Source organism: Archangium gephyra, assembly GCF_049060025.1.
In the GTDB taxonomy this organism is placed as follows: domain Bacteria; phylum Myxococcota; class Myxococcia; order Myxococcales; family Myxococcaceae; genus Archangium; species Archangium gephyra_A.
In genome coordinates this window covers 2302231-2318356 of the sequence record NZ_JBMEQQ010000002.1, presented here as the reverse complement: position 1 = coordinate 2318356, position 16126 = coordinate 2302231, and the positions used below count along the sequence as shown (strand labels likewise).

The 16126-nt window shown below is 69.5% G+C and carries 7 protein-coding genes; all 7 read right to left on the bottom strand.

Going from position 1 to position 16126, the window contains the following annotated elements; all coding sequences use genetic code 11:
- Positions 1-27: 27 nt before the first annotated feature.
- Positions 28-2064, bottom strand: a complete 2037-nt coding sequence (locus tag ACN28I_RS09960; RefSeq protein WP_420941830.1) for an amylo-alpha-1,6-glucosidase — start codon at positions 2062-2064, stop codon at positions 28-30.
- Complete coding sequence (gene treZ / locus ACN28I_RS09955; protein ID WP_420941829.1) at positions 2061-3941, bottom strand: malto-oligosyltrehalose trehalohydrolase; 1881 nt, start codon at positions 3939-3941, stop codon at positions 2061-2063. Before treZ ends, ACN28I_RS09960 begins: the two co-directional genes overlap by 4 nt.
- 231 nt (positions 3942-4172) lie before the next feature.
- Positions 4173-9197, bottom strand: a complete 5025-nt coding sequence (locus ACN28I_RS09950) for a CARDB domain-containing protein (protein WP_420948611.1) — start codon at positions 9195-9197, stop codon at positions 4173-4175.
- A 46-nt stretch (positions 9198-9243) separates the two neighbouring features.
- A complete protein-coding gene (locus tag ACN28I_RS09945) occupies positions 9244-11376 on the bottom strand; it encodes a CARDB domain-containing protein (protein ID WP_420941828.1) in 2133 nt (710 codons plus the stop codon).
- Between the two features lie 122 nt (positions 11377-11498).
- Entirely contained in the window at positions 11499-12794 is a 1296-nt protein-coding gene (locus ACN28I_RS09940; RefSeq protein ID WP_420941827.1) for a glycosyltransferase, read from the bottom strand.
- Between the two features lie 12 nt (positions 12795-12806).
- Entirely contained in the window at positions 12807-14876 is a 2070-nt protein-coding gene (locus ACN28I_RS09935; protein ID WP_420941826.1) for a heparinase II/III domain-containing protein, read from the bottom strand.
- 33 nt (positions 14877-14909) lie between these two features.
- Entirely contained in the window at positions 14910-16115 is a 1206-nt protein-coding gene (locus tag ACN28I_RS09930) for a glycosyltransferase (protein ID WP_420941825.1), read from the bottom strand.
- Positions 16116-16126 lie beyond the last annotated feature (11 nt).

Sequence of the window (16126 nt, the reverse complement as noted above, 5' to 3'; positions counted from 1 at the left end):
GAGCGCGCACCCTAGCAGACGAGGCCTTCAGTGCACGCCGGTCTTCAGGAAGACGCGGAGCGCTTCCGCCACGCTCCAGGCCTGCGCGACGCACCCGCGTGGCCGGTACGGCTCCGTGGCGTCGAAGATCTCGCTGATCTGCCCCACGCCCGAATGCTCCAGGTGCTCCTCCAGACCCTTGAGCAGTGCCCGCGCCGCCGCCTTGTCCGAGTTCACCTTCATCGTCGCGTCCACGTAGTGGCCGATCAGCCAGCCCCACACCGTGCCCTGGTGGTACGCCGCATCGCGCGCCCGCAGGTCGCCGTCGTACTTCGGCTTGTAGTCCGCGTGTCCCGGCGCGAGGCTCCGCAGGCCCACCGGCGTCAGCAGCTCCTTGCGCACCTTCTCCATCACCGGCTCCCACTTGTCCCGCCGGAGCACCGGGTACTTCAACGAGATGGCGAACACCTGGTTGGGCCGCACCGCCGGATCGTCCTTCCCGTCCTCCCCATCCACCACGTCGAACAGGCACGCCGCCGCCGCGTTCCAGAAGCGCCGGTTGAAGCTCGCGTAGGCCTTCTCCGCCGCCGCCGCGTAGGGCCTCGCGTCCTTGCCCAGCCGCTCCGACCACTCCACCATCAGCCGCAGCGCGTTGAACCACAGCGCGTTGATCTCCACCGGCTTCCCGCGCCGCGGCGTCACCACCCAGCCGTCCACCTTCGCGTCCATCCAGGTGAGCTGGTAGCCCTCCTGTCCCTGGCTCAGCAGGCCATCCGCCGGATCCGCGCGGATGTTGTGCCGCGTCCCCTTCAGGTGGTGCTCGATGATGCCCGCCATCGTCGGGTAGAAATCGCGCAGCAGCTCCTCGTCCTGGGTGTGCTCGAGGTAGCGGTCCACCGCGTGGAAGAACCACATGGTCGCGTCCGCGGTGTGGTACAGGCCCTCGTTCCCGCCCTCGGGGAAGAGGTTGGGCAGCAGGCCGTCGCGCACGTAGTGCTGGAAGGTGCGCAGGATGGCCGCCGCCGTGCGGGGCCGGCCCGTGCACAGCGTCAGCCCCTCCAGGGAGATCATCGTGTCCCGGCCCCAGTCCGTGAACCAGTGGTAGCCGGCGATCACCGAGCGCGCGTCCTGGCCCACCGCACGCGCCCAGGCGTCGTCCGCGGCGCGCATCGGATCGATGATGAACTGGTCCGCCGCCAGCACCAGCCGCGCCGGCACGCCCGAGCGCGCCTCCTCCGGCACCCGCACCAGCAACCGCCGCTCGCGCTCGTACTCCAGCGCCAGCGTCTCCACCGGATCCCGCTCCAGGACGGCCTGGTCCTCCGTGGTGATGCCCATCGCCAGGTGCTCGCCCGGCCGCAGGGTGCACTCGAAGTAGCCCGGGCTCGACAGCGTCTCCACGAAGTCGTACCCGCGCGACTTCTCCACCCGGTAGAACTGCGGCGTGCTCGTCTCGCCCAGGCTCACGAACGGCGCCGGGCAGGGCGAGTAGATGCGCATCCGCATGGGCGGCGCGCCGTCCGTGGCCTGCAACTCCACCCGCGAGCCCCTCAGGTGCACGACGGGCTCGAGCAGCGTGGCGTGCAGCTTGTCGTCGTGCATGCGCAGGGCCGGGAAGGGGCGCAGCCGCAGCGTCACCTCCGGACCCGACACGTGCTCCCACAGGATGACGAGCGTGTTCTCCCCGTGCACCAGCGCCAGCTTGCGTTGGAGGCGCGTCTCGCCCACCTGGTAGCTCCAGTGCGGCACCAGGCCGTCCAGGTGGAAGCCGCGCAGCAGCGTGGCGCTCTCGGACACCTGCGTCCCGTCCGCGCGCTCCTCCGCGTCCAGCCGGTACGTCTTGCCGCCCACCACGGCCTGCTCGTCCAACCGCGCCAGCATCACCGTGCGGCCGCGCTTCTCCAGGCCGGGAATGAACAGCCCGTGGTAGCGCCGCGTGTTGCACCGCGCCACCGTGCCCGAGGCATAGCCGCCGCGCCCATTGCTCACGAGCCACTCGCGGGTGAGGACGTCCGAGAAATCCGCGCCCGTGGGCCACTCGAAGGCGAGCCGGGGCAGGGAGGGGCACTCAGTTCCAGGGGTCACGTCTTCGTCTCCTCGCTCGCGAGCACGAGCGATGTCTGTGCAGGCACTCTCATGCGCGTCTCGTCCGCGAAGGAGGGGCTTCCCATTCCGCCGTAGCGGACCTGCTCAGAAGCCAGCAGGAGGCTCCACTTATTTCCCGGAGGCGGAGCCAGCAGCGGCTCCGGGCACGGGGCCACTTCCAGCTCCGCCCCGAGGTTGAGCAGGACCAGCCGGTCGCCCTCCTGCCCGCTCCCGAAATAGCGCAGCACCAGCGCGTGCGGCGACAGCACCGCCCCCGCCATCCGCCTCAGGTCCTGCGCCGCGAATACCCGGTCCTCCCGCCGCAGCTTCAGCAGCTCCCGGTGCAGCGCCAGGGCCCCCGCGTTCTTCTCGCGCTCGGACCAGTCCAGCTTGGACAGCCGGAAGGCCTCTTCCCCGAAGGGCACCTGGTACCCCTCCTTCTCCAGGGCGTGACGGGCGCTCGGGAACTGGGAGAGGAAGTCATTGCGCCCCTTGCGCACCAGCTCCTGCAATTCCTCGTGATGGTCCACGAAGTAGAGGAAGGGCGAGGAGGCGAAGAATTCCTGCCCCATGAAGAGCATGGGCGTCTGGGGCAACAGCAGGAAGAACGTCGTCAGCGCCCGGGCCCGCGCCGGCCCCGTTTGCTGGTGAAGCCGCTCGCCCTTCAGGGCGTTGGCGAGCTGATCATGGTTCTGCAGGTAGAAGACGGCGTGCCGCGCCTCCGTGTGCAGCAGCGGCGTGCCCCGGGGCTTCTTCTGCCACTTGTAGTACTGCCCCTGGTACAGCGAGTTGCGCAGCACGCACGACAGCAGCTCCTGCGCCGTGCCGCAGTAGTCCTGCAGGTACGCCTCGGAGCGGCCCGTTGCCGCCACCTTCGCCGAGTGGTGGAAGTCATCCACCCAGAGGGCGTCCATTCCGTGCCCGCCCTCGGCGGGGGGCTTCACCAGCTTCACGTCCTGGGGCTCGTTCTCCCCGATGAGGAGGACACGCCGCTTGCCCGCCGCCTCGCGCACCCGCTCGGCGAGCTCCCCGACGATGTTCCGCGGCGAGGCGTCGTACAGGCTCTGCGTGGCGTCCACGCGCAGTCCGTCGAAGTGGTACTCGGCCACCCAGTAGCAGGCGTTCTGGAGGAAGAAGTCCCGCGAGGGGCCGGCCGCCTCCCCGTCGTCGAAGTTGGTCGGGTCCCCCCACTCGTTGGGGTACTTCTTGTTGAAGTAGCCCTCGGAGTATTGGGCCAGGTAGTTCCCGTCCGGCCCGAGGTGGTTGTAGACGACGTCCAGGATGATGCCGAGCCCCAGCCGGTGGGCCTCGTCCACCAGGAGCCGCAGCGCGTCCGGGCTCCCGTAGGCGGGGTGGGGCGCGTAGAGACTCACGCCGTCATAGCCCCAGTTGAAGCGGCCGGGGCAGGTGTGCAGCGGCATCAACTCCAGCGTGGTGACACCCAGCTCCTTGAGCAGCGGCAGCTTCCGGGCCGCCGCCTCGTAGGTGCCCTCGGGCGTGAAGGTGCCCAGGTGCACCTCGTAGAGGACCTGTCCCTTGGGCGTGATGCCGGGCCAGCCCTCGTCCTTCCAGGCGTAGCGTGAGGGGTCCACTACCTGCGAGGGGCCATGCGGGCCCTCGGGCTGGAAGCGGGAGCAGGGATCCGGGAAGGCCTCGCCGCCATCCAACCGGTACTTGTAGAGGCTTCCTACCGGGACGGGGAGCGTGCCCTCGAAATAACCGCCCCCGGAGTGCTCCAGAGGCAGGCAGCGCAGACCTCCGGGCTCATGGACACAGACGTCCACCCGCCGGCGCCGCGGTGCCCAGACACGAAACTGCGTGCGGCCATTCTCGAGCGGACGTGCGCCCAGGTTGAGCTGGAAGCTTTTGGACCCCAATGGCTCCTCCCAAGCGGTAGGGGATGCCGTGAGGGTGTGCAGGGGGACGGGGAAGGAAAAGACGTGTGCCTCTCCGGGCATACCCGTCTGCCTGGATAGACATCGGCCGGGAGGTACAATCCCACCATGGAAGCCAGGGCCCGCTCGTCCGTCAGGGCTCCTGGCTTGCGTGGGACTTCGGCCGGTACGCGAGGCGGGGCCGCTCCTCGCGTACCGGTCACCTTTCCGAGGCTAGTCGGTGACCTCCAGGGTGTTCTCCGCGCGGGTGTTGTTGTCCTCGCGCAGCTCCTGCACCCAGCGGTCCGGGTCGATGATGGCACCCAGGTGGAACACCCCGGGAGCGGAGGCCCCGGCCGGCAGGGACGCGTAGGCGGGGATGTCCTTCGTCACGCACTGACCGGCCGGCAGCGGCGCCACGTCGATGCCGCCAATCATCATCTGATCCGCGGGCGGCGGGCTGCCCGGGTGGGGCAGCGAGAGCTGGGCGTCCGTCGAGAGCACCACCATCAACCAGGCCGTGTCCATGGAAGCGGCCGTTCCCTGGTTGCACACCTTCACCGAAGTCGTGAAGGACTGCCCATGATGCAGGCTGGCCGGGGCGCTCACCTCGGTCACCACGAGGTCGGGCCTGTGGCCCACGCCCATCAGTCCCTTCACGAAGACGTTGTTGTCCTCGCGCAGCTCCTGGTCCTCATGGGCCGGGTCGACGGCGGCCACCAGGTAGTACGCGCCATCTCCCTGGGCCATGGGCGGCAGGGAGGCGTGGGCGGGCACGTTCGCCGTCATGCACTGGCCTGCCTGCAGGGGGTGGTCCAGCTTCACGTACCCAAGGGACACCGCGTTCGTCAGCGGGCCCGGGGAGGGCATGGACGGATCCGGCAGCGTCAGCCCGGCCTCCGTGGACAGGAACAGCTCCACCCGAGGGTTGCTGTAAGAGGGGTAGCCGCTGGAGGAGGAGGTGCCCTGGTTGCAGAGCTTGACCGAGGCCGTGAAGGGCTGGCCCTGCTCGACGCTGGCCGGGGCGCTCACCTCGCTCACCACGAGGTCGGCCCGGTGGCCCACGCCCAGCGGCCCGCCCACGTGGACGTTGTTGTCCTCGCGCAGCTCCTGCTCCACCCCCGTCGTGTCGACGGCGGCCAACAGGTAGTAGGCGCCATCCCCCTGGGCCGCGAGCGGCAGGTGGGCCTGGGCGGGCACGTCCTTCGTCACGCACTCCCCCGGGTTCAGCGGCTGGCCCAGCTCCACGTACCCGATGGCTCGCTGATCCATCTGCGTGCCGGGAACCGGGGAGGGCGTGGCCGGAGAGGGCAGCGACAGCTCGGTGTCCGTGGACAGGAACAGCTCCACCCCCGGCCCGTAGGAGGGGCCACCCGAGGAGGGGGTCTTGCCCTGGTTGCACACCTTCACCGAGGGGGTGAAGGACTGCCCGGGCGTGACGCTGGCCGGGGCGCTCACCCCGGTCACCACGAGGTCGGGGAGGTGGCCCACACCCATCAGGCCGCTTACGTGGACGTTGTTGTCCTCGCGCAGCTCCTGCTCGGCGTGGTTCGTGTCGACGGCGGCCACCAGGTAGTACGCGCCATCTCCCTGGGCGTCGGGAGGCAGGTGGGCGGAGGCGGACACGCTTCGCGTCACGCACTGCCCGGGGGGCAGGGCCTGCTCCAGCTCCACGTACCCGATGGGCATCTGGTCACTCTCCATGCCCGCGTACGGATTGCTCCAGGACGGCAGCGTCAGCTCGGTATCCGTCGACAGGAACAGCTCCACGCTCGGCCCGTAAGAGGAGCCGGTGTAGGTGGGCGACTGGCCCTGGTTGCACACCGTCACCGAGGCCGTGAAGCTCTCTCCATGGCCGGCGCTGGCCGGGGCGCTCACCCCGGTCACCACGAGGTCCGGCCGGTGGCCCACGCCCATCAGCCCTCTCACGTAGACGTTGTTGTCCTCGCGCAGCTCCTGCTCGGCATGGGCCGTGTCGATGATGGCGGCCAGGTAGAGCGCGCTATCGATCGGCGCGCCATGGGGAAGCTGGGCGGAGGCGGGCACGCTCTTCGTCACGCACTGTCCCGGAGCCAGGGGCTGGTCCAGGTCCACGTACCCGATGCGCATCTGCTCGTTCTCCAGGCCTGGAGACGGCATGTCCGGCTCGGGCGGCGTCACCTCGGTGTCCATGGACAGGAACAGCTCGAGGCGCGAGGAGCCCATGCTGGACTGGGTGCCCTGGTTGCACACGTCCACCGAGGCCGTGAAGGGCTGGCCGGGCACGATGCTGGCCGGGGCGCTCACCCCGGTCACCACGAGGTCGGGGAGGTGGCCCACGCCCACCAGGCCGCTCACGAGGACGTTGTTGTCCTCACGCAGCTCCTGCTCGGCATGGGCCGTGTCGACGGCGGCCACCAGGTAGTACGCCGTGCCGTCCTGGGCCTCCGGCGGCAGCGAGGCGTGGGCGGACACGTTCTTCGTCACGCACTGCCCAGGGTACAGGGGCTGGTCCAGCTCCACGTACCCGAGGGACTGCTGGTCCCCGGGCATGGCGGGCGAGGGCGGCATGGACGGATCCGCCAGCGTCAGCGCGGTGTCCATGGACAGGAACAGCTCCACCCGCGGCCCGGAGGAGGAGGAGCCGCTGTGGGCGGGGGTGGTGCCCTGGTTGCACACCTTCACCGAGGCCGTGAAGGACTGCCCGTGCCCGAGGCTGGACGGGGCGCTCACCTCGCTCACCACGAGGTCGGGGCGGTAGCCCACGCCCACCGTGCCGCTCACGAGGACGTTGTTGTCCTCACGCAGCTCCTGCTCGGCGTGGGCCGTGTCGACGGCGGCCACCAGGTAGTAGGCGCCATCGCCCTCCGCCGCGGGCGGCCTGGCCGCGTAGGCGGACACGTTCTTCGTCACGCACCGCCCCGGGCTCAGGGGCTGGTCCAGCTCCACCGACCCGATGGACACCTGATCCATCGGCGTGCCCGGGTAGGGCATGTACGGCTCCGGCAGCGTCAGCTCGGTGTCCATGGACAGGAACAGCTCCACCTGCGCCCCGTAGTAGGAGCTGTCGGTGGAGACCGTGCCCTGGTTGCACACCTTCACCGAGGCCGTGAAGCTCTGGCCATGCATCAGGTTGGGGGGCGTGCTCACCTCGGTCACGACGAGGTCGGAGCGATAGCCCACGCCCACCAGGCCGCTCACGCGGACGTTGTTGTCCTCGCGCAGCTCCTGCTCGGCATGGTTCGTGTCGACAGCGGCCGCGAGGTAGTACGCGCCGTAGTCCTGCTCCGCGTACGGCAGTGTGGCGGAGGCAGACACGCTCTTGGTCACGCACTGCCCCGCGGCCAGGAGCTCGTTCAGCTCCACGTACCCGATGGGCTCCTGAGCCATGGGCATGCCGGGGTAGGGCGAAGATGGATCCGGCAGCGTCAGCTCGGGGTCCGTCAAGAGGAACAGCTCCAGCCGCGGCCCGTAGTAGAAGCCGTTGGTGGGACCGGTGCCCTGGTTGCACACCTTCACCGAGGCCGTGAAGCTCTGTCCGGGCCGCAGGCTCTCGGGGCCACTCAGCTCCGTCACCACGAGGTCGGAGCGGTAGCCCATGCCCACCAGGCCGCCCACGAAGATGTTGTTGTCCTCGAGCAGCTCCTGCTCGACCTGGTACGTGTCGACTGCGGCGATCAGGTAGTACGCCCCATCTCCCTGCGCCTCGGGCGGCGGGTAGGGGGGAGCCCTGATGCTCTTCGTCACGCATTGGCCCGGAGCCAGTTGCTGATCCAGGTTCACGGACTCGAGGAGCCGCTGGTCCAGCGGCATGCCCGGGTAGGGCATGGACGGGTCCGGCAGGGCCAGCTCGGTATCCATCGACACGAACAGATCGATGTTTGCCATGGAGTAGGAGGTACTGGTGCCCTGGTTGCACACCTTCACCGAGGCCGTGAAGACCTGGCCGGGCGCGACGCTGGCCGGTGCGCTCAGCCCGGTCACCACGAGGTCCGGCCGGTAGCCCACGCCCACCAGGCCGCTCACGAGGACGTTGTTGTCCTCACGCAGCTCCTGCTCGGCGTGCTGCGTGTCGACGGCGGCCACCAGGTAGTACGCGCCGTCTCCCTGCGCCGAGGGCGGCGGCCAGGCGGAGGCAGACACGCTCTTCGTCACGCACTGCCCTGGAGCCAGGGACTCGTTCAGCTCCACGTCGCCAATGGACCGCTGGTCGTCCGCGGGGCCCGGGTAGGGCATGTACGGCTGCGGCAGCGTCAGCTCGGTGTCCATGGACAGGAACAGCTCCACCCGTGGCATGCCGTAATAGGGGTAGCCGCCACTGCTGGTGGGGGCGGTGCCCTGGTTGCACACCTTCACCGAGGCCGTGAAGCTCTGGCCGTGCCCGAGGTTGGCCGGAGCGTTCACCTGGGTCACCACGAGGTCGGAGCGGTAGCCCACGCCCACCGGGCCACTCACGCGGACGTTGTTGTCCTCGCGCAGCTCCTGCTCCATGTGCGTCGAGTCGGCAACGGCGGCCAGGTAGAGCGTGCTGGCTTCCGTCGACGCGGGCGGCGGCATGGCATGGGCGGACACGCTCTTCGTCACGCACTGGCCCGCCTGCAGGGACTGGTACAGGTCCACGTACCCGATGGGCGCCTGATCCATGGGCATGCCGGGGTAGGGCGAAGACGGATCCGGCAGCGTCAGCTCGGTGTCCATCGAGAGGAACAGCTCCACCCGGGGGTTGCCGTAATAGGGGTAGCCGCCACTGCTGGTGGGGGCGGTGCCCTGGTTGCACACCTTCACCGAGGCCGTGAAGCCGTAGCCGGGCCGCACGCTGGCGGGGACGCTCAACTCGGTCACCACGAGATCGGCGCGGTGGCCCACACCCACCGGGTCGCCCACGCGGACGTTGTTGTCCTCGCGCAGCTCCTGCTCGGCTTGGTTCGTGTCGATGGCGGCCACCAGGTAGTACGCCCCATCCTGCTGGGCCGCGGGCGGCGGGTCCGCGGTGACGGGCACGCTCTTCGTCACGCACTGCCCCGGCTGCAGGGACTGGTACAGCTCCATGTACCCGATGGACCGCAGGTCATCCACAGGGCCCGGGTAGGGCATGGACGGCTGCGGCAGCGTCAGCTCGGGATCCATCGACAGGAAGAACTCCAGGCGCGAGGAGCCGGAGGCGGAGCTGGTGCCCTGGTTGCACACCTTCGCCGTGACCATGAAGCCATGGCCGGGCCGCACGCTGGTGGGGCCGCTCAGCTCGCTCACCACGAGATCGGCGCGGTGGCCCACGCCCATCAGCCCAGCCACGTAGACGTTGTTGTCCTCGCGCAGCTCCTGCTCTTCATGGGCCGGATCGACGGCGGCCACCAGGTAGTACGTGCCGTCCGGCTGCTGCGCCGAGGGCGGCGGGAGCGCGGAGGCGGGCACGTTCTCCGTCACGCACTGGCCCGCCTGCAGGGGGTGGTCCAGCTCCACGTGTCCGATCGGCACCGGGTTCATGCCCGGGAAGGGCAGGGACGGAATCCGGCAGCGTCAGCCCGGCCTCCGTGGACAGGTACAGCTCCACCCGTGGCGTGCCGTAATAGGGGTAGCCGCTGGAGGAGGTGGTGCCCTGGTTGCACACCTTCACCGAGGCCATGAAGCCCTGGCCGTGCCTCGCGCTGGGCGGCGCGATGACCTCGGTCACCACGAGATCCGAGCGGTGGCCCACGCCCACCAGGCCGCTCACGTGGACGTTGTTGTCCTCGCGCAGCTCCTGCTCGGCATGGTTGATGTCGATGGCGGCCGCCAGGTAGTACGCGCCGTCTCCCTGCGCCGCGGGCGGCAGCATGGGGTAGCCGGACACGTTCTTCGTCACGCACTGGCCCGCCTGCAGCGCGTCCAGCTCCAGCTCTCCGATGACCTGCTGGTCCATGGGCATGCCCGGAGAGGGCATGTACGGATCCGGCAGCGTCAGCTCGGCATCCATGGACAGGTACAGCTCGAGGCGTGCCCGGGGGTAGTAGCTGTTGGTGGAGGAGGTGCCCTGGTTGCACACCGTCACCGTGGCCAGGAAATCCTGGCCCGGCCGCATGCTGGAGGGGCCCTTCACCTGGGTCACCACGAGGTCGGAGCGGTGGCCCATGCCCATCAGGCCGCCCACGCGCACGTTGTTGTCCTCGCGCAGCTCCTGCTCCAGGTGGGTCGTGTCGACGGCGGCCGCGAGGTAGTACGCGCCATCCCCCGTGGCCTCGGGAGGCAGGCCGGCGGAGGTCATCACCCGCTTCGTCACGCACTGCCCCGGGAACAGGGTCTGGTCCAGGTTCACCGACGTGATGGGCATCAGGTCCGGCGGCTGTCCGGGCGCCGGCATCGCGACCGTGGCGTCCGTGGACAGGAACAGATCCACCTGCGCGCCGGAAGAGGAGCTGGTGGGGGCCGTGCCCTGGTTGCACACCTTCACCGAGGCCGTGAAGCCCTCCCAGGGCCTGATACTGGCCGGGCCACCCACCTCGGTCACCACGAGGTCCGGCCGCTCGCCCACGCCCATCAGGCCGCTCACGTGGACGTTGTTGTCCTCACGCAGCTCCTGCTGCAACCGCGTCGTGTCGATGGCGGCCACCAGGTAGTACGCGCCATCGCCCGTCGCCGCGGGCGGCGGGGTGGGGGCGGCGTGCACGTCTTTCTTCACGCACTGCCCCGGGTACAGGGTCTGGTTCAGATCCACATACCCGATGGCCGACTGATCCATCGGGGCCGGATGGGCCGGATCCGGCAGGGTCAGCTCGGTATCCATCGACAGGAACAGCTCCAGCCGGGACATGCCGTAGGGGTAGGAGGAGCCTTCCGAGGTGGGGGAGGTGCCCTGGTTGCACACCTTCACGGTGGCCTTGAAGTCCTGGCCATTGCGCACATTGGCGGGCGCGCTCACCTCGGTCACCACGAGGTCGGCGAGGGAGCCCACGCCCATCAGGCCGCTCACGTGGACGTTGTTGTCCTCGCGGGCCTCGGTCTCCTGGTGGGTCGTGTCGACGGCGGCCGCCAGGTAGTACGCGCCATCGCCCGTCGCCGCGGGCGGCAGGATGGCGTGGGCGGACACGCTCCGGTCCTCGCACTGCCCGGGCTGCAGGAACTGGGACAGATCCGCGAACCCGATGGACACCTGATCCCCTGACGGGCCCGGCGGGGTGCCGGGGTCCGGCAGCGTCAGCGTGTCATCCGTGGACAGGAACAGCTCCACCCGCGGCAGGGTGTAGGCCGGGCCGGTGCCCTGGTTGCACACCCTCACGGTGGCCGTGAAGTCCTGCCCGTGCCACACGCTGGCCGGGCCACGCACCTGCGTGACGGCCAGATCCGGCCCGGACTCCAGTGCCGCCGGGGTGCTGCGCAAGGGCGCTGCGTCAGCGGGTACGTCCTCGCGGCCACAACCCGCCAATGCCAACAACCCCATCACGAGGCAGCGCGTGGCGCCCCTCCGTGCATCTGGCCTTCTCATCCATACCCCCTCTGTTCAGCGTAGGTGCTTCGCACCCCAACCCTATCAAAACGCTGAAAACAGGAGATACAGAGAAATGCAGTGTGGCCGGATCGTGACGGTTCCGGCCTCCACCTGGTGGTTCATCGGGTTTCGTTGCCGAGGCCAAGAAGGGCCTCGGTGGCCGACTTCCCCGCCATGAGCCGGCCGCCCGGGGTGCTTTCGCCGGGCATTCCTCCCGCGGAGGGCTCGAAGGTGGCTTCGGGCTCCTGTCCCGCGTAGAGCGCCTCGAGCCGCGCGACGTGCACCTCCCACCGGAAGCGCTGCTCGACGAGCTCCCGGCCGTTCGCGCCCAGCCATCGCCGCAGGCCCGCATTCAACAGCAGCCGCTCCACGGCGAGGGCGAACGCCTGGGGCGTATCGCCGATGAGGAGATCCCGTTCCGGGCAGGCCTGGACACCCTGGTTGGCCACCGCCGTCGAGACCACCGGCGTCCCCGAGGCCATGGCCTCCAGGACCTTGTTCTGGATTCCGGAGCCGGACTGCATGGGGCAGATCGCCACCGTGGCCTTCCCGAGCCGCTCCTCCATCATCGGGACCCGCCCCAGCACCTGGATGTTGCCGCCGGGCCCGGCGAGCGCGCGGATGCTCGCCGGGGGCTCCGCCCCGACGATCTCGAGCTGGAGCCGGGGCCACCTGGGCCGGAGCAACGGCCAGACCTGGCGCACGAACCAGCACACCGCCTCCTGATTGGGCGGATAGGCCATGTTCCCCGTGAAGATGAGCGTCGCCGGCTCCCGGCCCTCGGCGCCGCGGAACTGGAACTTCTCGACGTCCACGCCGTTGGGGTTCACCAGGATGTGGGGGCTCCCGAGGAGCCGCCGATCGATGGGCGAGGAGATGACCAACGAGGGGAACCGTTGGACGACGGCCCGCTCATAGTCGCGCACCCGCCGGTACTCCAGGCCGTACGCGAGGCGCATCGCACCACGCGCCTCGTTCCTCCGGGACAGCAGGTTCAGGCTCATCGAGTCGATCAGATCCACCACGATCACCCTCTGCCCCACGAGGTTCCAGACATAGGGGAGCATGCGGATGAGCGAGACGTGGATGGCGTCGAACTTCCCGTTGGCCAGCACCGTGGACAACGTCCGCTCGAAGCGGGAAGAGCGGTGGTACTCTACCTGCAGCGGCCGCGGAGTGAACAGGCCCGTGGCGAGGTTCACCGCGGCCTTCCAGCGAGGCAGCGGGACGACGTGGACCTGTTCGCACAACCTGGAGAGCGGCTCGAGCTGCCCGGGCTCCAGGGGCGAATCGTTCAAGCTGACGAGCGTGACCTGGTGCCGCCGGCTCAGTCCCTGGAGCTGGTGGAAGACACGCAGCGAGTCGCCCTTGATGAGCGGGTACGGAAAGCGCGGCGTGATGAGGCAGATTCGCACGGCCACTCTCCTTCAGTGAAACAGCACCCACATGCCGAGCCGGATCGGCACCTCGGTTTCGATGCTTCCCAGGACGACGCGGCAGTCGCGCACCTCGCCGTAGCCGGGCGAGTACCGGGCCGGTGCCGTGCCGGGCCGGAGTGGGAGGGAGAAGAGGACGACGGCGCGGATCGCGCCCTCTGGCCCGAGCTCGGCGGCCACGGGACCGACGGTGTCCGGCAGCACTCCGGCCTGGGCCACGCGTTGCCGTTCCTCGGGAGTGATGGGCCGGAGCCGGACCTGCTCGTCCGGCAGGTGCAGCCGGAGGACCAGCCGGTGGCGTCCCTTGCCCTCGATGGCGTCCCTCACGGCCAGCACGCGCGCGTCCTTGTGAAGGACGAAGGTCCTTTCCACCTGGACCGGGGCGTGAAGCGCCGCGTAGCCGCGGTGCCTCGCCACCAGGCGCTCCGTCCGTGGGCCCGGCTCGAACGCGAGGACCTCGCAGCCGCCGTGATCCGGCAGGCTGAACAGCCGGGTGGCCTGGAGGGGGGATTGCTCCTGCCTGTCGATCTCGAGCGTGTTGTGCGCCGCCGTCGACCGGAAGGCGTTTCGCAGGGCGGGATCGCGCGTGTAGGTCGCGGTCCCTGGATCCACGATGACCGGATGGCCCGCGAGATGGAGCTCGAAGGACAGCCGGTCGTTGTGATTGTGGCCACCCAGCCCGCGCTGCCCCACCGGCCCCGCGCTCACCGTGACCACGGCTCCCGCCCCACGGAGCACGTGCAACCCGCTCTCCGGGGAGCTGAAGCTTCGGGGCTCCGCCTGTCCCCGCAGCCGGTTGAAGCATTCGTGGCCGTGCGCGCCGAGGAGCCAGGCCGCCTCATCCGGAAGCCCGGTGTCCCGCGCCTTGAGCCCGGCGTCCATGAAGAGCACCGCACCCAGGAGGGGCAGGTACCCGTGCACCAGGCTGGGCCGATCACACAGGGGGAAGACGCGCCCCGAATCGTTGTCGCCGATCTGCGGCGCCAGCCCCCGCTCCGAGCAGTAGTCGCGGCTCACCTCGAACATCCGCCGCAGACGGTGCGCGAAACGTGCGCCGAGCGACAGGCCGGCTCCACCCGCCACCACGTACGCCAGCGTGAACAGCTCGACGGACAACCGGTGGTAGGGCACCGAGCCCTCGAACGACACCCCGTCCGGGTGCACCTGGAGCTCCATCTGCCGCCGGAGTCCGTGCAGCGCACGCGCCACCTGACTCTGGGCTCCGGGCAGGGCAGGGTAGAGCGCGCCGGCCACGAGGAGCCCGACGTAGTCGGAGATCAGGTGGTTGTTGGGGACGAGCCAGTGGTCCTCGAGATGGTGCTCGATGAAGCGGGCATGCTGCTCGAGGGCCCCCAGGACCCGCCTGAGGAAGGCTGGCTCGCGGACCGCCGGCGCATCCGCGAACATCTGCAGGGCCTGGGCGAGGTTGGCCGCTCGCAGGGCCACCTCCATCGTGCAGGCCCACTGGATGCCGTGGCCGGCCGGGTTCGCGTCGAGGAAGCTGGACACCTGGGCGACGAATTGCGCGGCGTAGCGCTCCCGCCGGGCCGTGTCCTCCGCCACCCAGTACCCCTGGCCGAGCGCGAGGAGTTGATCCAGCCGTCCCAGGGCCCAGGGGTACTTCGGGTCCATGCCCTCGCGGATGATCTGGAGCTGGGAGACGGGCTGCAGGGGGTAGCGCTCCCCGCTCAGCGGATCCCACGACCAGTCGATGGCGCCCGACTCTCCGAATCGCACCTCCGTCCCGAAGACGTTGAAGGTGCGCCGCGCGGCGGCCTCGGCGCGCTCGAGCGCTCTGTGACTGGCCCCGGGAATGGCCCGCAGGGCCGTGAGCGTGCCCTCGCGCTGACGGGTGCTGCACCAGCAGGAAGACACGGCGGACACCGCCGCGCGCACCTGCTCATCGCTCCAGGCCGCGATGGCGGGGTGGACGCGTGGCTCCGCGCCGGTGTCCTCGGGTACCAGCACGTTGCGAAGGGCCCGGAAGACCCTCCGTCCGGCGATGCGCGTCAACTCGCTCCCCGGCGAGCGTCTCGCGACTTCCATGTAGTGGTTGAACATGAACCCCCCTTGGCCCTTCGTCCGCCCCAGACGTCAGTGGGGGTCCTGTCCCAACCGCAGCATCGTCTCTCCCACGTGCCGGCGGATCTCCTCGACGCGGGCGTGCCAGCTCTCGTGGAAGATCCGCTGCGCGCGCTCACGGCTCGGCCCGGCTCCCTCCTTCAGGCACGCGTCGACCTGGCGGACATACTCCTCGGTCTCCCTGGCCAGCTTGCACAGGCCCACCTTCTCCACCTCGGGCAGCGGGGTGGACACGCACGGCAGGCCCGCGGCGAGGTATTCGCGCACCTTGAGCGGATTGGCGTTGAGCGTCAGCTCGTTCCACTTGAAAGGCATCAGCGCCACGTCGAACGCCTTGCAGTAGCCAGGCAGCTCGGCGTACGGCTTGCGGCCCAGGAAGTGGATGTTCGGTATCGCCCGGAGCCGTGAGACGTCCACGTCCGGAGCGATCTTGCCGATGATGACGACGGAGCCCTCGGGGTACGCCCTGGCACACGCCTCGAAGACATCGAGGTCCACCCAGTCCGCCACCAGCCCGAAGAAGCCGAGGATCGGCCCGGGCAGCTTCGCGATGTCCTGGGGGACGATCGTGTCCGGATCGCACGCCTTCACGAAGTGCTCGAAGTCGACGCCATGCGGCACGAGCACGGTGTTCGGGTTCACCTTCGCCTTGCTGTCGCGCAGCAGCTCGGCGGAGGTGATGCACAGGTGCGCCTTGTGCAGCAGTTGCTCCTCGAGCTCGGCGATATGGCGGCCATTCGTGTCCGAGAAGGCCGAGAACTCATCCACGCAGTGGTAGACCACCAGCTCCTCGCCGAGCGTCCCCGAGACCGGAGCCGAGGCGGGCAGATAGGACCAGGAGATCACCTTCTGGAAGCCGAGCGTGGCCATGGCCCGCTTGACCTGGAGCGAGAGCAGGGTGCGGTTGGTGGCGCGCACCAGCTTCGAGCCATACAGCGGAATGGCGAGCGGGGAGAGGACATGGAAGTTGGGTTCGATCCGCTGGAGGCCCTGGGTGAACCGGGAGAGCTTCTTCCAGAGGCGCAGCGCATCGTGCGCATTGGCCCGGGGCGCGCGGTTGCCGATGCTGTTGACCCAGAGGATCCGGTTCTCGCGGGCCAGGAGCCGCATGATGTGCATCTTCGACAGCGGGTCCCCGTCCCAGTCGGTCGAGAAGACGACGATGTCCCGTCCCCGCAGGGCGTTCTTCGCGAGATCCACCTCTTCGACACGCCTCATTCCCATCCTCC

Coding starts and splice junctions, on each gene's coding strand:
- ACN28I_RS09935 (WP_420941826.1), bottom strand. CDS start 14,876: ATGTTCAACCACTACATGGAAGTCGCGAGACGCTCGCCGGGGAGCGAG.
- ACN28I_RS09930 (WP_420941825.1), bottom strand. CDS start 16,115: ATGAGGCGTGTCGAAGAGGTGGATCTCGCGAAGAACGCCCTGCGGGGA.
- ACN28I_RS09950 (WP_420948611.1), bottom strand. CDS start 9,197: ATGGGCGTGGGCCACCGCGCCGATCTCGTGGTGAGCGAGCTGAGCGGC.
- ACN28I_RS09945 (WP_420941828.1), bottom strand. CDS start 11,376: ATGAGAAGGCCAGATGCACGGAGGGGCGCCACGCGCTGCCTCGTGATG.